We start from the raw sequence: 19,248 nt of genomic DNA on the forward strand, positions 1-19,248 counted from the left end.
TAGAAGGTTGAAAATCTCCGGAGCTCAATGGTTGAAAAAAAATGTCAATCAAATGCTAAAACTTCGTTGTGCTTACCTGAACGATCTCTTGGCTATTTGAGGCTTTTTCAAAACCGGGATGCTCCCGAACTGCTTGCCCAGGCACTTGTCTAGTATGTTACTAGCATTTGTCTAGTATATTACTAGCGCTTGTCTAGTGTGGTGCCTATTACAACGCAGTTCCCATGGTTGCAAGTCATAGATGGGAAAATAGGAATAATCTGATGTAGCTGTAGCACTTTTCAGTCTGGACTCAGAAAATGCTCTTTGCCTTCCTTGAACATATTTATTGCCCGATTAATTTTTGGGGAAACCGCATTAGTGTGTTTTTTTGGGGTCGTATCCTGATTCCTGTCATTTTTCCCCATAAGCTAGATTTAATTGTCATCATAAAATGAATACTATGGGGAGATAAAGGGGATGATACGAGAAAAAGCAGTCCAAAGAATTGAGCAAGTTGCCGTTAAAAAATTGACTGAACTAGATTTGTCACGACTAGATCTGAAAGAATTGCCACGTGAAATTTTCAGTTGTAGACATTTGAAACACCTTTCACTACGTGAAAATCAAATTACCCAAATTCCAGATGCAATTGGTCAACTGTCGAGTCTCACAAAACTTGACCTCTGTCGTAATAAGATTACCGAAATCCCAGAGGTGCTTGGGCAATTGTCGAATCTGACATCGCTTGACCTCTGGAATAATAAGATTACTGGAATTCCAGATGCCTTCGGGCAACTGTCAAATCTAAGAGAGCTTTCTCTTAGCTGTAATCAGATTACCTCCCTCCCACAAACATTTGGGCAACTGTCGAATCTGAGAGAGATTAATCTCTGGGGCAACCAGATTACCTCCCTGCCAGAAACATTTGGGCAATTGTCCAATCTGACATCGCTGCGACTCGAGGAGAATCAGATTAGTTTTCTTCCGGAAGCGTTTGGTCTACTGTCTAACCTAGCAACGCTTTTCCTCCATTACAATCAAATTACCTCCATCCCAAATACGTTTGGTCTACTGTCTAACCTGACGAACCTTTCCCTTAGTCACAATCAGATTACCTCCATCCCAAATACGTTTGGTCTACTGTCTAGCCTGACGAACCTTTCCCTTAGTCACAATCAGATTACCTCTATCCCAGAAGCGCTCGGTCAACTGTCCAATCTGAGATGGCTTTACCTCCGTGACAATCAGATTGCTGAAATCCCGGAGGCGATTCGTGACATGGAAAAGCTGGAAATACTCGACTTACGGGGAAATCCGATCCCAATTCCTCCCGAAATTCTCCAAGGCGAAGAGTCTTACGAACCAGGCGATTTGTTTACCATTCTCGACTTCTACTTCCAAACCCGTGATTCCAACGATACAGAAGAACTCAGCTAAGTCAAACTTTTGATTGTAGGCGAAGGCGAATCGGGGAGTTGCAGTATTCTGACGTAGCTGCAATGGTTACAAGCCCTAGACTGGGAAAATAGAGTTTCCCCGCCTAGCTTTTTTTATAGATGTTTCAGCCTCTAAATTAGGATATGCTCTTGTCCTGATTTAGTAAAGTAACGTGCCCGAGATTTGTTGGTCTTCTTAACTCGTTCCCAGGCTAGAGCCTGGGAACGAGCAAACACCTAGGCTTTGCGCTTACGACGCCGAATCAGCACACTCATCACTTGCTTCGGATTAGCTGCACGTTGTAGCTGACTCCAATCACCCACTTCCGCAAATCCCAGGCGGTACAAGGTGAGTATGGTTTCCCTGACAGCCTGGGGCGAACCTGTGACTGTTACACACAGCACATCCTGTTCAGATGTTGCTGAGTCGTCATTTGGGCGATCGGATTCGCGATCGTCAGGCAAGAATTCCTGTGACATCATTATGTTCTCCTGGTTTTGGGTTTTCTAGAAAAACCCAAAAACCCAGCCGCCCCGCATTTCAAGACATAGCAGGGCGGCTACAGAGAGTGTTAAGATACTCCGTTAGCCTCCAGACTGCTGATACCAGTTTGGCGGTTAGCTGTCCATTGCTGCTAGTAACAGCTTTGGGCAGTGCAACTAGATTTTTGGGCGACGCGGGCCACTTCCTCTACAAGCAAAGCAACCTCTAATTTCAAAGAGTATCCAGATTTGGGGGCCGGTGTCAATCCATTTGGGATTTGGGATTTGTCCCACGGATTCAATCAGGTAATTCCACATCTGGCGGCAGCGGTGGCAGCAGCAATTCTAACTGGCTTAGCAAACCGGGCAGCACTGTGACAATGATATTCCAGAGAGTGTCTGGCTCCACGCGATCGTACCGATGAGCAATCAGATTCCGCAAGTTAATAATATTGCGCCAATCAATATCACCATTAGCTTGACGGAATTCCTCCGAAATTCTCCTAGCAGCCTCGCCGAGAATTTCAAACTCTCTTTCAACAGCCCGCTGCACCATCCTATTTACTCGGTATTCTGCACAGGATGAGTTAGCGGTAAATTCCATTATTTGCTTAATTGCTTCTATCATATCCCAAAGTGCAGCCTTATTTCTATTGTCTGCTTGCATAGTTAGATTTGCTGGTTTAACTGAAAAGTATAAACTGGAAATAGTGCCATTTTCAGAGTAGATGATGTGACAAGTTGCCAGGATTTCAGCTCTACTAAAAGGATTATTTATCTGTTGTTTTTGAGTTAAATCTATGTCGCGCCCCAACATACCTTCTAACTGTTCTTGCATTTGGAGAAAGTCGAAAAGATTCCAAGAAGTATTGAGGGCAAAGCTTGCTAGAATGTCTATATCACTGTCGGGACGAAAATCCTCTCGCAGGATTGAACCGAATAATGCTAACTCAATAATATTCCAGCGCTGGCAAAAATCGGCTATCTGTGAGGGCGATGCCTGAAGACGCTCTTTGACTGCGGTTGGAAATTGAAAAGTCATTCGATTTTGGATTTTGGATTTTACCGGGAGTCAGTAACTGAAACTTGTAAGGTGCGTCAGTTCGTATATTCTCGATTTTAGCAAAAATAATCCTAACTGACGCACCCTACCACTCTTCAGTCGGCGGAGGCCGACTTTGTTTGTGTAGAAGCGGTTTCAACCGCCGAATTATCTTGGTGTCAGCAATATGAGTTGTTTTGATAAGATCGATCGCACTTCATCCAATCCCATCTCCACATCCGCCAAAATCTCTCCCACAGTTTTCTGTATCTCTTTCTCCCCCCCTTGGCAAGGGGGGGCTGGGGGGGGTGCACAAGCTTGCAAAAACTCAAATTCAGCACTTGACAAATTGACCAATTGGTAGTTGCAATCAAACACCTGTTGACTAGGCCAACCGTGCATACAAACACTCAACTCTGGAATTGCCGCCAAAAGTGCTTTATCGTCCGACCAATCAATCTTATTAACAGGCTTTTTCCCCAAGAAAAACTCGTAATGAGTGATTTCCGTATCCAACAATTCAATTAATCGATAAAGCTCCCGTTCCGTCAAACCCTGAGCTCTTTCTATCAACTCCGGTGCTTTGCCCAAAAGTCTTTCTAACTGCCAATATCCCGGATTTGAAAAACCGATAAATTCTAATCCAGAAGCGTCAATTAACTCGAACAAAGTCTCGATGTTGTAGTCAATTTCCTGCGGGTGAACGTACATATCCGCAAAACATTCGTCTCGCTGATTTTCTCCTGCCCAACGCTGTTTTTCGTACTTGACAAGTCGGTTGGTTTCTGGTAGGGAAGCAAAGATTTCACGGCCGACTTTCACACCATCGGGATAGTCGCCTTTGTTGTTGCCTTGCAGAAGCCCGATCGCCCTTTGCATCAATTGAATTTCCCAACGGCCCAATTCAGCATAAACAAAAATGTGCATCAAGCCACCAGGAGCCAACTTCGCCGCCAGCGCTTGAATGCCGCGAATCGGATCTGGCAAATGATGCAACACGCCCACGCAGTTGATCAAATCGAACTCGCCTTCGAGTCGATCGGCATCGTACAAGCTGAGGTGACGAAAATCGGCTTCTCGCGCACCAGATCGCCTACAACGTTCTTGTGCTACCTTCAAAGCACCGGAACTAAGGTCGATCGCCGTCACGGAAGCTTCAGGATTCAGGTGAATCAGATAATCCGTGCTCGAACCCGTGCCACAGCCAGCATCCAAAATCCGAATATCCAGTTTTTGTGGCTTGTGCCCCGTGCAAAAATTGTAAGCATCAGGCCAACTCCAGCGCCAGTTGTAGCCTGGGGGCGGTTCATCCGACAAAGGATCGGGCGGAAAAGGGAAAGTATCGTAAAGGCGGCGAACGGCGGCACTGATATCGGGTGAAGTTTCCATAGGTTAGGGAATTCTTTTGAGTCTTGAGTTGGGCTCAGGGATGGGGATTGGACTGACAACTGACCGCTGACAAGTGACAACTGACCACTGACAGCGCTAGCGTAATAAAACTTATCATTTTTTCTCATATAAGCTCTCTTAAATCTATACAATAAATCTCGGCAGGCTTTTTAACAAACGAGGACTGTCAATCACCCAATGCTGAGCTTTCGGGTAAGGCAGCGGCGTCTTTCGGCAGAAAGTAAAAGGCAAGAGAAAAAGGCAGAAGGAAATTTTGGATTTTCTTTTTCCTGAATTGAGGGCACTTGCTGCGATCGTCGCAGGAGTCAGCTATCCTGCCAAGTATTTTTTCCAGGAATGTACAGGCGAAGCAAGCGCGCAGGGAGTGCCCCGTCGGTGTCTTCGGGTCGGACATTTCCCGGCAGGACGAAAGATGAAACCAAAACATTTTAATCTAAGAAAGTAAGCGCCCCAACCTCGTGACAGGTGAAGGCAAAAAGTAAACAAAGCAAAAATACCTAATTTTACCTGCATCAGAAGGCAAGGTTAGTCTGGGTAAATGCTGCAACGATTTAGATAGGGAGCGAAGGAGTCTAATGACTGTAAAAGCAAGTGGTGGAAGCTCAGTTGCGCGTCCGCAACTATATCAAACTGTACCAGTCGCAACGATTTCGCAAGCTGAACAGCAAGACCGCTTCCTACAGCGGGGCGAACTCAGCGAACTGGCAAGTTATTTCAGTTCCGGTGGTCTTCGGATCGCGATTTCTGAGACGCTGACCAGAAACTCGGAACTCATAGTATCCCGCGCAGCCAACCGGATTTTTGTCGGCGGTTCCCCGCTGGCATTTTTGGAAAGACCAGCAGAACCTGTGATGGCTATGGCTGGCGCTACTCGCGGCGGCGGTTCGGTAAATGTCTCTGAAGGCATGAAACTGGGAACTGTTACTTATGTTGAAGGTCGCGCAGGCGGCGGCGGCGGCAGCAAAGGCTCAGGTAGCGGCGGATTCTTGGGCTTGGGAAATCTGTTTTCTACTAACGGCGGCGGCGGTGGCCCAATCCCAGCAGGATTCCAGCCGATTAATGTCTCGCGCTACGGCCCGAGCAACATGACCAAATCTCTGCGGGATTTGAGCTGGTTTTTGCGTTATATTACCTACGCGATCGTTGCTGGCGACCCGAACATTATTTCGGTAAATGTCCGCGGATTGCGGGAAATTATCGAAAATGCTTGCTCGTCGGCGGCGACAATTGTGGCAATGCAGGAAATGAAGGCTGCATCCTTGAACTATTTCAAAAATGATGATGCCGCACGCACGATCGTCGCACAGTATTTTGACGTAGCGATTGCAGAATTCAAAGCTCCCACACCTTCACCCAAGGTGCGTCAGCGCGAAACCAATGACCAGCAAGGGCTGCAACTGCCTCAAATCTACTTCAACGCGGCGGAAAATCGGGCGAAGTTCGTCATGAAGACCGGTCTGTCGTCGGCTGAAAAGATTGAAGTAATCAAAGCAGCTTACCGTCAAGTTTTTGAGCGCGATATTACCCGCGCTTACAGCCAAAGCATTTCTGACCTGGAATCCAAGGTCAAAAACGGCGAAATCTCGATGAAAGAGTTTATCCGCCGTTTGGGTAAATCTCCTCTGTACCGCCAGCAATTCTACGAACCGTTTGTTAACAGCCGCGCTGTAGAACTCGCCGCCCGCCACTTCCTCGGCCGCGGTTTGAGCTCGCGAGAAGAATTTAGCAAGTATTTTGCGATCGTCACCAAAGGCGGTTTGGCAGCCCTCGTAGACGCGATGGTTTATTCTCAGGAATATTCCGACTACTTCGGTGAAGAAACGGTGCCTTACCTGCGCGGTTTGGGCCAGGAAGCTCAGGAATGTCGCAACTGGGGCCCGCAAATTGATTTGTTCAATTTCAGCGCTCCTTTCCGCAAGGTTCCTCAGTTCATCACCTTGTTCGCAGGCTACACCCAGCCTCTACCAGACCAGCACGTTTACGGTATTGGTAACGATCCGCTGGAAATTCAGTTCGGTGCGATTTTCCCGCAAGAAACTCGCAACCCCAAGAACCGTCCAGCTCCCTTCGGCAAAGACACTCGCCGGATCTTGATCCGTCAAGGTGCGGGGATTGACAATCAATTGAGCAACCCGGCGGCTCGCGGTGCGGCTCCTGGTTCTCTGGGCCCCAAGGTCTTTAAACTAGACCAGTTACCCAGCAACTATGTAGCTTCCAAGAAAACTGCCCGCGGCGCCTCCAGCAGCTACAGCAATGCTTCCAGTGTCAAATATACCGAAAGTTCCACCCAAGCGGTGATTCGGGCTGCTTATCTGCAAGTGTTCGGTCGCGATGTGTTCGACGGCCAGCGCCAAAAGGTGGCGGAAATTAAGCTGGAAAACGGCGACATTCCGATGCGCGAGTTTATTCGGATGTTGGCGAAATCCGATGTGTTCCGGAATATGTACTGGAGCAAGCTTTATGTTTGTAAGGCGATCGAGTATATTCACCGCCGACTCCTGGGCCGCCCTACCTATGGCCGTCAGGAAATGAACGCTTACTTTGACATTTGCGCTAAGAAGGGTTTCTACGCGCTGGTCGATCAAATGATCGACAGTCTGGAGTACAACGAAGCTTTTGGCGAAGATACAGTGCCCTACGAGCGCTATCTGACTCCGGCTGGTTTGTCGATGCGGACAATGCGATCGGGTTCCTTTGGCGAGAAAAAGGTCAACGCCGATCCGACTCCTGAAACTCCTCGGTTTGTTGAATTGGGCACTGCGCTCGATCGGGGTGATACCGAGTTGCAAAATCGGATTGCTCAAGGTGTGAGCAAGCGTCGCGAACAAACTAAGGTGTTCAAGCTGACGACTACTTCGGACAAGGTTGCTTTGAAAACTTTAATTCAAGCTGCTTACCGTCAAGTTTTTGAACGCGATTTGAATCCCTACGTTGTGAAGAATGAATTCACAGCTTTGGAAAGCAAACTTGGCAACAATGAAATCAATCTCAAGGAGTTCATTGAAGGTTTGGGTTGCTCGCCGCTGTACGTCAAACAATTCTACGCACCTTATCCAAATACTAAGGTGATTGAGTTGGGTACGAAGCACTTCTTGGGCCGCGCTCCTCGCAATCAAGCGGAGATTCGGACTTACAACCAAATCTTGGCTAGTAAAGGGATTAAGGGCTTTATCAATGCGATGTTGAATAGCGTTGAATATGCTGAGGCTTTTGGTGAGGATGTTGTTCCTTATCGTCGCTTCCCGACTCTACCTGCTGCGAATTTCCCGAATACTGAAAGACTGTACAACCAGTTGACTAAGCAGAATGGTGAGATTGTGGTTCCGAGTTTTGAGCCTGCGGCTGTTACTGACAGAAGCTAGATTGATTTGAAGTTTGAGATGTTAGATTACTGCTAGTTTAACGTCTAAAATTAGTTGAAGGGCTGGTATAGTTACCGGCCTTTTTTTTGGTATGATTTGGAGTTTTTAACCGCAGAGGGCGCAGAGAGCGCAGAGTGAGGAAAGAGAGAGTCTGCTACTGCGAGTTTCCACCCTCTCGCATAGATTTAACGCAAGGCGACTACTTCAACGAGGACAAAGAAGATGCGTAAACTGATTCTGTTCAAAGCGGATAAAGGTGAAATTGCAAAGTACCGTCAGAAAACTGAGACACAAATCGGAAAGTCATTTTACCGCATTGCAAATGTGGATTCAGTACCCTCTTTGATCGACACCATTGCCGAACACTACGACTGTAGTGGCAAACCTGCTCCTGCGATCGGATACCGACTGACGGAAACTGTGCCAGAACAGCGTGACTCCTTTCGAGATAGTGGCTGGGAAGTTGTTCGGGTGGAAGAATACACCCCAGAAATCCCGCCTCCCTATGGTGCAGGGTTTGATACAATTTGCATTTGCTACTGCGCTTATAAGCCTTTAACACCTGAAGATGTCTGGATGAAAAAGGCTCACCGCTTTGCTCCATCCCTAGCTTCCTTTGGTGGTGATGAAAAGGCTTATCAGGAGTGGCTAGCTACCCAGTCGGAGGACGCGCAGGCTGAATCGAAATCGGCAACGGAGTGGCTCAAGACTCAAGAAAAACAGCCTGCTGAGGTGTAGTAAGCGAGTTGATACCCGCTCATTTCCAGGGCGGATATCACTTGGAGATATAGAACCGATTTGATATCTTTTAGCGATCGCCCACAGCAATCAATCCAAAACAAAACTTAGGCAGTAGCGATACCTTGTCCTAAATGCTTCAAAACTTGAAAAGCAGATCGCAATTCACTTCGTACAGTATAAATCGAAAATGCCCGCGATAACCCGTATTCGGGTGTAGGTTGAGCCATCAGTTTCACAAATAACACATCATCGCCATTCGTCAACATCCCAAATCTCGGTTTATCTAAATCAGGATTTGCCATCATGTATGCTAATGCTTGGGGTAATGCCGATCGCGTGGAAATCGTAGTCTTCTTGCACTCCAAAACCATTACCCAAAGCTGCTGAAGCAAAATCAAGATATCAATTCGTCCGCGCATCGTTTCTTCCCCATCATCAATGACAATTTCGATAGCAGCTTCAGCTTTCATCCTGAAAGGTGGATCGTAGAATCCCGCCAATTCCAACAAAGGTGATGCTACCAGCAATGTCACTGCCCCTTCTAATAATTCTCCATCGGCTCTATGATATAGTAATCTACGTCGTAGCGTGTCTAAAGCAGTCTGTTCAGAATCGCTGAGACTTGGCAATTCGGATTGCCATTCTGTAAAAAAAGCCTCATCCTCGGTTCGGCTCAAATTCAACTTTGATTCAGCCTCAGCCAGACTTTTAATAGCTTCTGTAACTGCAATAACTTTTGCCATTCGTTGTCGCTTAAATTTTATTCATTGAAACTGATACAATTCTAACATCCGTTGGATTTTTGGCAACTGTCTTTCAGATTTACGAAAAGCCAGCCAAATCCGATTGGTAACAGCTTGTGCAGGTTTGAGTACAAGTGTCAAGCGATTTTCTGTCACCGAATTTGCACACAAGTAATCGGGAAGCACGCTAAAACCAAACCCACATTCTACGGCTTGTCTAATCGCCCTTAAATCGGGGATAATTAATTTGGGTTGAATGTCGATTCTTCGGCCAAACACCGCGCGCCAAAAGCGGCGGGCGATGGGCAATTCTTCACTATAAGCAATCCAATCTTGGGTTAACAGCCATTGAGATAGTGGGTTTAAATCTGCTTGACTGATTCCTTCTGCGATCGGAATCGCAGTATTTGGTGGCCCGACTAGCCAGAAGTTCTCCTGGAATAGTAGTTCATATTCGATATCGGATAAGGTGATTTTTTGGGTAGCAATTACGATGTCTAGCTTTCCGGCTTTCAGTTGTTGGATTAACTCCGATGTTAGTCCAAATTGTATCGTGTAAAAAGTGCGTGAAGCGAAGCTATCCCGTAGGGAATCGCCCTGAGGTAACTTACACAAAATTTGCTCGGTGAAAAATTCTTGTGGTGTACCGATTCTGATGGTTTGCGGTGTTTCGGCGGTGGAGTTTTTGTGGGGAATTGATTCGAGTTTCTCGATCGCACCTACAACTTGAGTATACAGTCTTTTTCCCGCATCCGTCGGCACCATCCGTCTCGGAGTCCTTTGAAACAACAGATTTCCCAAAGCTGACTCTAGGGCTGCGAGGTGTTGGCTGACAGCAGGTTGGGTGAGGTGGAGAACTTGGGCTGCGCCGGATACAGTGCCCGCGCGGTAAACCTCGATAAAGCTGCGATACCACTCAAAGCTGATCATAAATATATTTATAGTTACACGCAACTTTTATAATTTGTATTTTAGATGAATTCGACCTAGGATAAAAACAACAGGCACAAAGACACCCACAAAAGACATAAATTATGACTAGCCAAAAAGTTCTGATTGTTTTGACCAGCCACGATACACTGGGCGATACTGGTAAAGAAACTGGTTTCTATCTCCCAGAAGTAACCCATCCCTTGGACGCATTTAATCGCGCTGGATTAACGGTAGATTTTGTGAGTCCTCAAGGCGGGAAGGCTCCGATGGTTGGGATTGATTTGGAAGACCCCCTAAATAAGGCTTTTTTAGACGATTCGGAACAAGTTTCGCGAGTCGAAAATACGCTCAATCCCGCACAAATTGACCCCGCAGAATACGGCGCTATTTTCTATGCTGGCGGACACGGGACGATGTGGGATTTCGCTGATAACGATCGACTGGCCCAGATTGCTGCTGCTATTTATGAAGCAGGTGGCGTTGTCGGTGCTGTCTGTCACGGGCCTGCGGCGTTAGTCAATATTAAGCTGTCTGACGGTACATACCTGGTTGCTGACAAGACGGTGGCTGCTTTTACGAATGAAGAGGAAGCTGCTGTGGGATTGACTGAAATAGTTCCGTTTTTGCTGGAGTCAAAATTAATCGAACGCGGGGCGAATTTTACCAAGGTTCCTAATTTTCAAGTCTGTGTTGTGGCGAGCGAGAGACTCGTCACAGGTCAAAATCCCGCTTCCGCAGGAGGTGTAGGCGAACGAATGGTAGAATTAATTAATGCAAAATAGCACTTGGAAATCTGGTGAATCGGTACAGCCAATAGTTTCGGCAAATTAATCTTGCTCGGTGAGAAATCAGTTACGGGATTTGCTGATGCAATTAAATTTGAGGTTGGAGATTCCCGCCAATCTTCACTAGATAATCGATCGGGGCGAGTGCAAGTGCTCGCCCTTTCTACATTCGGTTAACCCTACTCAAATACCCAATTTTACTGGAGAACATTACCGCCCACTGTTCGTCTTTGATTTTAGCAGACAAATTCGCGATCGCCTGTGTCAGATGCTGTTCGGCAAATCCTCGGCAATCAATCTGTTAGTGGTGATGACTTGAGTCCTCGGATTTTGGAGAGAACTCAAGTCCTCACGCTCGATCCAATCAAGTTATTACTGACTTTTGTTCATTCCGTGACTGCAAAAAATAGGTGGGATTTCTAATTGCGGATTCCGATATACATTTAGATATTGACAAACAAGTAAAACATTAAAAAAAACTAGGAATTTGTGCGGATTGGTCAAATTGCTCAATGAAGAAGCTCTTAGGGCATAATATTATAAAACAGAGAACAGGGTATGGAACTAAATTTACAGAAATTTTATACGGCCTGCAATCCCAGCTACACCCTGGCAGTAGCAAATCAAGAAGACCGACAATACTATATCGATTTTTCGTCAGTGCGGGGCGGCACAATCGTAGAACAATTGGAGCGCACCATCAGCCGTCTCTCGCCCGATGTACCTACCTGTCAATTATTTACCGGTCACATCGGCTCGGGGAAATCCACAGAATTGCTGCGGCTGCAAGCTCAATTGCAGGAGCAAGGTTTTCATGTGGTTTATTTTGAGTCGAGTAAAGATTTAGACATGGCTGATGTCGATATCACTGACATTTTGTTGAGCGTGGCGCGTCAGGTGAGCGAAAGCATTGAGAAAATGAAAATCAAGCTGCAACCGACGGGTTTTAAAGCTTTGCTCAAGGGAGTTGCTGATGTTTTTCAAACTCAAATAGATCTGAAAGCGGGAGCTTCTGTCCCCGGTTTGGGTGAGGTAAATGCTAGCACGGATGGAGAGTTTTCTTTGTCTTTGGGTATTGGCAAAATTACTGCTAAGGCGAAAGATGCTCCGAATTTGCGATCGGAGTTACGGCAATATTTGGAGCCGCGGACTAATGTAATTTTAGATGCGCTCAATAAGGAGTTGCTGGAACCGGCTAATCAAGAACTCAAGCGCCAAGGTAAACAGGGACTTGTGGTAATTATCGACAATCTCGATCGCATACACCTGTGCGCGAAACCAACGGGGCGGATGCAGCCGGAATATCTGTTTGTCGATCGCGGAGAGCAGTTGGCAAGACTAAACTGTCATGTCGTGTATACAATTCCTTTGGTGCTGATTTTCTCTAACGACTTAGGTCAGCTTAGCAATCGCTTCGGGGTAGATCCAAAGGTTTTGCCGATGGTGCCGGTGCAATTGAATGACGCTTCTGAGTGTGCAGAGGGTGTCGAATTGCTGCGACAGATGGTTCTGGCGCGGGCTTTTCCGACGGTGGAGGCGTCGCAGCGCTATGCTTTGGTTGGCAAAATTTTCGATTCTGCCGAAACTCTCGATCGCCTCTGTCGAGTTAGCGGGGGTCACGTTCGCAATTTGTTACAACTACTCTATAGCTGTCTGCAAAAACAAGACCCTCCTGTGTCGCGGGAAACTTTGGAAAATGTGATTGTCCAACGCCGTCACCAGCTTACTTTGGCGATCGAACCTGATGAGTGGCAATTACTCCGCCAAGTAGCTGCTACCAAAACAGTGAATGGTGAAACTAAATACCAAATTTTGCTCCGCAGTCTTTGGGTATTTGAGTACCGTTACGGCGAGGATTACTGGTTTGATGTCAATCCGATTTTGGCTGACGCGAAGGAGTTTCGGGATACAGAAAAATGCGGCTAAATAACTTTTATTCGTAAAAGATTAAAGACGCCCAATTAACTAGGTTTGTAGTGAGGACTTTAGTCCGCATAAATGAGCGGACTAAAGTCCTCACTACAAACCATTTTACCTGCACACAAGTCCATAGTTTTATGTAACTGAGTTGAATAATAATTTTAAATATCTGCCCAAAAAAAGCTGTACAATAAATTTACAAAAATTAGTTTTATTCTTCCTTCTTCTTCCTTCTTCCTTCTTCCTTCTTCCTTCTTCCTTCTTCCTTCTTCCTTCAAACTATGATTAAAGGCACTACTAAACTGCTCGGAGTAATTGGTTATCCGATCGCACATTCTCTGTCGCCGGCGATGCACAATGCTGCCATTTCTCACTTGGGTGTCGATTTTGTTTACCTGCCGTTTCCGGTAAAACCAGAGGATTTAAAGGCTGCGCTGGCAGGATTTGCTGCGATCGACCTTCGGGGATTTAGCATCACGATTCCTCACAAACAGGCAATCTTACCGCTGCTGGCCGAGGTTTCTCCGATCGCCCGGGCGATCGGCGCAGTCAACACCGTCTACCGCACTGACAAAGGTTGGTGCGGCACAAATACCGACGTAGAAGGCTTTCTCGCGCCGCTGCGAACCCCCCCCTACCAAAAGCCAAATTTACCCCCCCCAACCCCCCCTTGCCAAGGGGGGGAGCAAGAGGGAACTTTGGAATCATGTCCCCCCCCTTACCAAGGGGGGGCTAGGGGGGGTTCCGAGGAATCATGTCCCCCCCCTTACCAAGGGGGGGCTAGGGGAGGTTCCGAGGAATCATGTCCCCCCCCTTACCAAGGGGGGGCTAGGGGAGGTTCCGAGGAATCATGTCCCCCCCCTTACCAAGGGGGGGCTAGGGGGGCTTCCGATTGGAGTCAGAAAGTAGCGGTAATTTTGGGGAATGGCGGGGCGGCGAGGGCTGTTGTGGCTGGATGCGCTCAATTGGGATTTGCAGAGATTCACGTTGTCGGCCGCAGCGCCCCCAATTTAGCGGAATTTCAGCAGAGTTGGGTTAATTCTCCGATGCCGGTGCAGAATTTGCAGGTGCATAGTTGGGATAATTTGTCAATGTTGATTTCGCAGGCGGATTTGCTGGTGAATACAACTCCTGTAGGAATGCACCCGCACGGGGAAAAGTCGCCGGTTGCTGCTGCTGCGCTCGATCGAATTTCCGCAGGTGCGATCGTTTACGATCTCATTTACACCCCGAATCCTACTCAGTTTCTCAAAGATGCACAGCTTCGCGGGGCAATACCGATTGACGGACTAGAAATGCTAGTTCAACAAGGAGCCGCCGCCTTGAAAATTTGGCTGGATACAGAATCTGTCCCTGTGGATGTGATGCGCCAAGCCCTGCGCCAACATTTAGGCTTAGGCTAATGCCGTTTCCCTACAGCAATGCAGTCTCCTCCGGGAGGCGGACACGGCAGTGCTGTTTCCCCGAGGAGGTTAAGAATTTGACCTTGAATTCGCGCTAAGCTGAGTAAAATATACTTACGCTGCAATTTTATGAAATTTCGAGCTATCGGTCTTCTTTTTGCCACTTGCGCGATCGCAATTTTGAGTTTGGTAATCACTCCACCAGCTTGGGCTCTCACGCCAATTAAACTTTCCGATCTTTCTTATCGCGAATGTCCGGCAGAAATGGCAGAAGGCACAGTTACCAGCGGTAGCTCTATGGAAGCTAATTGCTTTTTGATTACTGGGAAAGCTGAAAATACGAGCGGCAAACCTGTCGTTAATGCTGATATTTTTGGTCGCATTTATGATGCAGATGAAAATCCAGTGATGCAAAACCGGACTCGCTTAGGTTCTATCGAAGAAGTTCCTCCTGGAATTAGCGATTTTCAGCTCAGAATTTCGGTTGCAGCCAATCAACGAACACCTTTGCAGCTCAAGCAGTTTAAAGCTACAGGTTTTACTGGCGTCGTTCGCCGTTAGTCAAACGATTTAAACAGTTGACAGTTGACAGTTGACAGTTGACAGTTGACAGTTGACAGTTGACAGTTGACAGTTGACAGTTGACAGCGAAGCGATCAGAACCGAGATTTAAACTCCGTTCCGATCGCAATCTGCCTTGATGAGTAAGGGCTTCAAACCCCTGCTATTCAGTGAGATTCTATGTTTGATATCGTGTCCGATGGATTAACCGCAATTAGATAGGTTCGTAGTGCGGACTTAAGTCCGCCACCGGAAAGCGGACGGACTTAAGTCCGTACTACGAACCGTTTTTTATGGTAATCAACCGGACATGATATGAGGTGATTGAATTGCTTTCAATTTCTCAACTCTCATCTACGAAGAACTCCCCGGTAAAAAACTGGGGAGTTCGTGTAAAAATCTCCAATCTCAAATTTTAGTGACGGGCAATATCTGCCAGCGGTTGAGACTAGATGCTTGAAAAAAATCAGCTTTTCTCACTAAAAAGCGGTTTGCAAGCTGCCCAAAAGACCGATTAGAAATTGCGATCCAAACTGAAGTAAAAAAAACGCAATCATTGGAGAAAAGTCAATCCCTCCTAAGGGGGGAATAATTGAGCGGAAGAGATTTAGATAAGGATCTGTTAACTGACTCAAAATCGAAAACGGGGGATCGTACCAATTGATGTTAGGGAACCAGCTTAGCAGTACCCTAATAATCATCAGGGCTATATAGATTTGCAGAAATGTCGCTAGCGTGTTTGCCAAAAGGCCTATGGAATAACTCATAAATTTTGGTTCTCGTTTGAGTAAAGTTTGCCAGAAATAATTGGTTGAAAGCCTCTTCGTTTTAGGGAGAAATTAAAAGAAGACGATTCATTACTCCAATCCTCGGACTTCCAGGTAGAGGTTGCCCTCAACTGTCAACTGTCAACTGTCAACTGAATGAAAGACACTTTAACTTTGAGTTTAGCATAGCTGCGGGAGAGGGAAGGCACAGAGGGTAGAGGCAGAGCAATTTTGTGGTTCGTTTTTCCTTTTGCCTTGGTTTTTAATGGGAAAGTTGAACAGAGAAATGTGCGACAGTTGGTCGATCGCCCGCATTCTACTCCCGGAGTGCTCTAAAATCTTCAATCTTATTCAGGAGTCTTGGGCGATCGAACCTTCGCTGTTGTGGGCTGTCGCGTTACCGTTGACATCGCCGAGTTGCAGTCGCACGTCATCAATTGCTTGATTTAGCTGGGCAATTTTATCTTCCAAACTCAGCCTTGCTACTTCCATCCCTTCGGCTTCGAGTTGGCTGGCTTTCCTCTGGCGCATCTTTCTGATCTTGGCATCGGAAGGATCGCTCAGCAAAGCTTCAGCAGCGCGCCTGGATAGCACCGCACCCAAAACAGCCCCCACCAAGCCCCCAACTGCGGCTCCCGCAATAAATCCGCCTGTAAAACCCTCTCGATTGCTCATGACTCAACTCATCTGCGCGATATTTCCTTGATTTGTCTATTTTGACACTCTCTGGAGCGATCGACCTGGAGAGCATTTTAGATTTTAGATTTTAGGTTTTAGATTGAAAAATGCTTCGGAAGCACAAAGCTCACAGGGGCATCAAGTCCGTTAATTGTCGGGTAAGGTGATAATTCCAACTTCAGAGTTGAAGCGAATCATCTCCAAAGATCGATCGCCATACATATCTTCAATGTGCTCCAAACAGCAGTCGATCGCAAAATCGTTCAACTCAGCAGGCTCAATTCCGTACATATCCTGAAACACTTCCTCGTCTACCCGACAAAACTGCGGGCGATCGGCATAAATTCCGCATTCCCTCGTTTCTTTGTCAAAGTTTATACACCAACCGTCATCTCCCACTAAGCTCAAGTAGAGCGCCAATTGCTCTGTAGATAAATACTCGTCTAGGTCAGGGCGCTCTGTTGGTTCTAGGTAACAACAAGCACCGCACTGCTTTACGCAACGCCAAGTAGCCATAATTAGATTTTAGATTTTAGATTTTAGATTTTAGATTTGGAGCATCATCTCGAAAATGCCCAACTTTAAGAGATTAAAGCCTTTTAAGTATACCAAGTGCCAGCGCCACAGGAGGAGTTCGTCAAAAGACGCTTCGATTTTTGATTGCGAACACTCTCCGGGAAAGGCATCAAGCCCTTGTTCCTGTAGGGATAACCGTTTTATGCTCCTTTGTGGCTGTGAGTGTTAGTATAGCCTTAACTAACATTTGTGCAAGTATTGGCAGTAAAGTTTAATTAGCATTCGCTCTCAACGCAATGAGAAGATAGACAGTAAATGCACAACTTGCACTACTGCCCATGTCAGACTCTGAAGAGAAAATCATCTCACTGCGAATTTTTATATCTGAATTGCTAAGGAACGAATTTAAAGCCGCTTGTGCAAGGCAAGGAAAAAACATGAGCCAGGTTGTCACGGACTTTGCAAGGGACTACGTAGCGAAATACGGAGCCATCCCTAGCCCCGATCGCACCGAAACCAAACCCCCGTCTGCAACTCAGACCAGGCGGGGTAAGAAAACAGAGGAATAACACCATGATCCAAGCCCAAACAATCCGCAAAACAGTCACTTTTGACGAGTTCGCAGCCTGGTATCCAGAGAACTCTGTCCGCCGCTACGAACTACACAATGGAGCAATTATCGAAATGCCTCTAGGAACTGGCCGCCATTCGGGTGTTACAGGTTTTATCAGCTTAAAAGTAGGAGTTGAAATTGACCGACGCGAATTACCCTACTCCATCCCCGGTGACTGCTTGCTTAAACCCACTCGCGATGAGGCTGGTTATCAGCCCGATGTAATTGTCCTAGATCGAGCATCTCTGGCAAACGAACCTCGTTGGGAAAGAGAGTCCATCATCACGATGGGTTCTTCGGTGCGGCTGGCTGTGGAAGTCGTCAGCACGAACTGGCAAGATGATTACCATTTCAAATTTGCTGATTACGAGGAAATGGGTATCCCTGAATACTGGATTGTGGACTACCTCGGTTTAGGCGGCCGCAAGTTCATTGGCAATCCCAAGCAACCCACCCTTTCGGTTTGCCAGTTGGTAGATGGGGAGTACGAGGTAAAGCAGTTTCGGGGCGATGACAGAGTTGAATCGCTGGCTTTCCCAGAATTGAGGTTGACTGCTGAGTCGATTTTTCGGGCTGGTTTGCCTCCAAGCAGGCCGATCGATCTACCAGGCTAATTTACGATCGCCCAAAGTGAGGGTTTGTTAGCCGAATTTGCGATCGCCCGCAGGTCGATCGTTCTTTACATTTTGTTGACTTTTGTAAACTTCATTAAAAAATAGGGTCGATCGCCCGGTAAAATCAGAAACGGATTTTCTTATCGCTCTAGACTTACCAACAGATTGGGTTTAAAGCCCCGTCCTTCTAGGACGGCTTTATGCTATAATGTAATTGGTTGAAATACCCGCCTAAGATTGCAGCGATATATACTCATTTTGAGTTGAAACCGAGACCGATCTAGCACAGGGAAAGACTGAAGGGCAATGGTTAAAATCCAACCTGGAAGCAAAATTAAAAGTATTGTTAATGTTTCCCAAACAAAACGATACATATAGTCGGGATAGGGCATTGCCACGACTTAAAACGAACATGGAGACTAAGTAAAACTATTTCGGTAGTATTGGTCAATGAAGTGTTAAGAATCCCCGCGCTTTTAAGCCGGAGAGTATGTCAATACAGTCAGGAGGACACATGGACTTTATAACGGATCTTTTTAACGGTGGCGGCCCTGTAAACTTGCAGCTCATTATTCAAGTAGCTTTGCTTGCAGCAGTCGTACTTTCTGGCCCGATCGTAATTTTTCTGTTGGCAGCTAAAGGCGGCGACCTGTAATTATACCACCGCTGGCGATCGATTGTTGGGAGTTTTGGATAATTTAAAATTCCAAATTCCCACAGTATCGATCGCCAGTCAAGTCAATTTTAGATTTTAGATTTTAGATTTTAGATTGATATCATGTCCGGTCGATTACCATAAAAAACCGTTTGTAGTGCGGACTTAAGTCCGCAACAAGCGAGCGGACTTAAGTCCGCACTACGAACCAATTTTATAGTGCGTCGATCGACCGGACACGATATGACTTGCAGCGCAGTAAATCTGCGACGTTGAATTTTGATATCAAATTGTGGATTCGAGCCTAACCTTTGTGTTGGGGCTGGTACCTGTTTTTGGGCGAATTTTCCCTAATTTTCACCGAGAAACGAGACGGAAGCCTCTGGCTTTTAGACATGAGGAGGAAGTCGGTAGCGGTTTCAACCGCCTTCAATATTTTTTTTGTATTGGTTGTTTTACAGTCATATTTCAATCTTCAATCAAGAATACTATGCTAATATAAACCAAGGAGGGAAACAGAATGTATGGATGCCAGCAAAATCTAATTAGTCCAGACAAAGACTTAAAAGCAGTCTGAGAATTCTTGTGTAGTGAAGCCTCAAAG

The 19,248-nt window shown here is 46.5% G+C and carries 18 protein-coding genes; 10 read left to right on the forward strand and 8 right to left on the reverse strand.

What is annotated here, in order from left to right; translation table 11 throughout:
- Window positions 1-510: 510 nt before the first annotated feature.
- Window positions 511-1,419, forward strand: a complete 909-nt coding sequence (locus tag QZ938_RS30500) for a leucine-rich repeat domain-containing protein (protein WP_293363622.1) — start codon at window positions 511-513, stop codon at window positions 1,417-1,419.
- Window positions 1,420-1,655: 236 nt separating this feature from the next.
- Here the strand turns inward: QZ938_RS30500 and QZ938_RS30505 are convergent, their stop codons facing one another.
- The gene (locus QZ938_RS30505; protein ID WP_293355743.1) at window positions 1,656-1,901 is read right to left on the reverse strand and encodes a hypothetical protein; all 246 of its coding nucleotides are present in this window, start codon (window positions 1,899-1,901) and stop codon (window positions 1,656-1,658) included.
- Between QZ938_RS30505 and QZ938_RS30510 the strand changes: the two genes are divergently transcribed.
- Window positions 1,892-2,131: a hypothetical protein gene (locus tag QZ938_RS30510; RefSeq protein WP_293355746.1), complete on the forward strand. Its 240-nt coding sequence runs from the start codon at window positions 1,892-1,894 to the stop codon at window positions 2,129-2,131. The genes QZ938_RS30505 and QZ938_RS30510 overlap by 10 nt on opposite strands.
- A gap of 68 nt (window positions 2,132-2,199) precedes the next feature.
- On the opposite strand, the gene QZ938_RS30515 is transcribed toward QZ938_RS30510, so the two are convergent.
- Together QZ938_RS30515 and QZ938_RS30520 are read right to left on the reverse strand one after the other, a co-directional pair.
- Window positions 2,200-2,943, reverse strand: coding sequence for a HepT-like ribonuclease domain-containing protein (locus tag QZ938_RS30515; protein ID WP_293355749.1), 744 nt, complete (start codon window positions 2,941-2,943; stop codon window positions 2,200-2,202).
- A 168-nt stretch (window positions 2,944-3,111) separates the two neighbouring features.
- The gene (locus QZ938_RS30520; RefSeq protein ID WP_293355752.1) at window positions 3,112-4,332 is read right to left on the reverse strand and encodes a bifunctional 2-polyprenyl-6-hydroxyphenol methylase/3-demethylubiquinol 3-O-methyltransferase UbiG; all 1,221 of its coding nucleotides are present in this window, start codon (window positions 4,330-4,332) and stop codon (window positions 3,112-3,114) included.
- Between the two features lie 596 nt (window positions 4,333-4,928).
- Between QZ938_RS30520 and QZ938_RS30525 the strand changes: the two genes are divergently transcribed.
- On the forward strand, window positions 4,929-7,715 hold the full coding sequence (locus tag QZ938_RS30525; RefSeq protein WP_293355755.1) for a phycobilisome rod-core linker polypeptide: 2,787 nt from the start codon (window positions 4,929-4,931) through the stop codon (window positions 7,713-7,715).
- 222 nt (window positions 7,716-7,937) lie between these two features.
- Window positions 7,938-8,453 carry a hypothetical protein gene (locus QZ938_RS30530; protein ID WP_293355758.1) on the forward strand — a complete coding sequence of 172 codons (516 nt, stop codon included), beginning with the start codon at window positions 7,938-7,940 and terminating at the stop codon, window positions 8,451-8,453.
- Between the two features lie 107 nt (window positions 8,454-8,560).
- On the opposite strand, the gene QZ938_RS30535 is transcribed toward QZ938_RS30530, so the two are convergent.
- Together QZ938_RS30535 and QZ938_RS30540 are read right to left on the reverse strand one after the other, a co-directional pair.
- Complete coding sequence (locus QZ938_RS30535; protein WP_293331409.1) at window positions 8,561-9,199, reverse strand: type I restriction enzyme HsdR N-terminal domain-containing protein; 639 nt, start codon at window positions 9,197-9,199, stop codon at window positions 8,561-8,563.
- A 21-nt stretch (window positions 9,200-9,220) separates the two neighbouring features.
- The gene (locus tag QZ938_RS30540) at window positions 9,221-10,129 is read right to left on the reverse strand and encodes a LysR family transcriptional regulator (RefSeq protein ID WP_293355761.1); all 909 of its coding nucleotides are present in this window, start codon (window positions 10,127-10,129) and stop codon (window positions 9,221-9,223) included.
- A gap of 104 nt (window positions 10,130-10,233) precedes the next feature.
- Between QZ938_RS30540 and QZ938_RS30545 the strand changes: the two genes are divergently transcribed.
- From QZ938_RS30545 to QZ938_RS30560, 4 genes are all read left to right on the forward strand, one after another.
- The gene (locus QZ938_RS30545; protein WP_293355764.1) at window positions 10,234-10,914 is read left to right on the forward strand and encodes a type 1 glutamine amidotransferase domain-containing protein; all 681 of its coding nucleotides are present in this window, start codon (window positions 10,234-10,236) and stop codon (window positions 10,912-10,914) included.
- 561 nt (window positions 10,915-11,475) lie between these two features.
- Window positions 11,476-12,843 (forward strand): P-loop NTPase fold protein, encoded by a 1,368-nt coding sequence (locus QZ938_RS30550; protein WP_293154963.1) that lies wholly within the window; start codon window positions 11,476-11,478, stop codon window positions 12,841-12,843.
- Between the two features lie 275 nt (window positions 12,844-13,118).
- Window positions 13,119-14,240: a shikimate dehydrogenase gene (locus tag QZ938_RS30555; RefSeq protein ID WP_293154966.1), complete on the forward strand. Its 1,122-nt coding sequence runs from the start codon at window positions 13,119-13,121 to the stop codon at window positions 14,238-14,240.
- Window positions 14,241-14,369: 129 nt separating this feature from the next.
- Window positions 14,370-14,801 (forward strand): hypothetical protein, encoded by a 432-nt coding sequence (locus QZ938_RS30560; protein WP_293154969.1) that lies wholly within the window; start codon window positions 14,370-14,372, stop codon window positions 14,799-14,801.
- A gap of 479 nt (window positions 14,802-15,280) precedes the next feature.
- On the opposite strand, the gene QZ938_RS30565 is transcribed toward QZ938_RS30560, so the two are convergent.
- The 3 genes from QZ938_RS30565 to QZ938_RS30575 all read right to left on the reverse strand — a co-directional run bounded on the left by QZ938_RS30565 (window position 15,281) and on the right by QZ938_RS30575 (window position 16,762).
- Entirely contained in the window at window positions 15,281-15,568 is a 288-nt protein-coding gene (locus QZ938_RS30565) for a YggT family protein (RefSeq protein WP_293154974.1), read from the reverse strand.
- Between the two features lie 351 nt (window positions 15,569-15,919).
- On the reverse strand, window positions 15,920-16,243 hold the full coding sequence (locus QZ938_RS30570; RefSeq protein WP_293154977.1) for a hypothetical protein: 324 nt from the start codon (window positions 16,241-16,243) through the stop codon (window positions 15,920-15,922).
- A 150-nt stretch (window positions 16,244-16,393) separates the two neighbouring features.
- The gene (locus tag QZ938_RS30575) at window positions 16,394-16,762 is read right to left on the reverse strand and encodes a YkgJ family cysteine cluster protein (RefSeq protein ID WP_293154980.1); all 369 of its coding nucleotides are present in this window, start codon (window positions 16,760-16,762) and stop codon (window positions 16,394-16,396) included.
- Window positions 16,763-17,335: 573 nt separating this feature from the next.
- On the opposite strand from QZ938_RS30575, the gene QZ938_RS30580 reads away from it, so the two are divergent.
- Together QZ938_RS30580 and QZ938_RS30585 are read left to right on the forward strand one after the other, a co-directional pair.
- Complete coding sequence (locus tag QZ938_RS30580; RefSeq protein ID WP_293154982.1) at window positions 17,336-17,989, forward strand: Uma2 family endonuclease; 654 nt, start codon at window positions 17,336-17,338, stop codon at window positions 17,987-17,989.
- A gap of 514 nt (window positions 17,990-18,503) precedes the next feature.
- Window positions 18,504-18,644, forward strand: coding sequence for a photosystem II reaction center protein Ycf12 (locus QZ938_RS30585; RefSeq protein WP_293154990.1), 141 nt, complete (start codon window positions 18,504-18,506; stop codon window positions 18,642-18,644).
- Window positions 18,645-19,248 lie beyond the last annotated feature (604 nt).

Origin of the sequence: Microcoleus sp. CAWBG27 (genome assembly GCF_020883145.1) — a bacterium.
In the GTDB taxonomy this organism is placed as follows: domain Bacteria; phylum Cyanobacteriota; class Cyanobacteriia; order Cyanobacteriales; family Microcoleaceae; genus Microcoleus.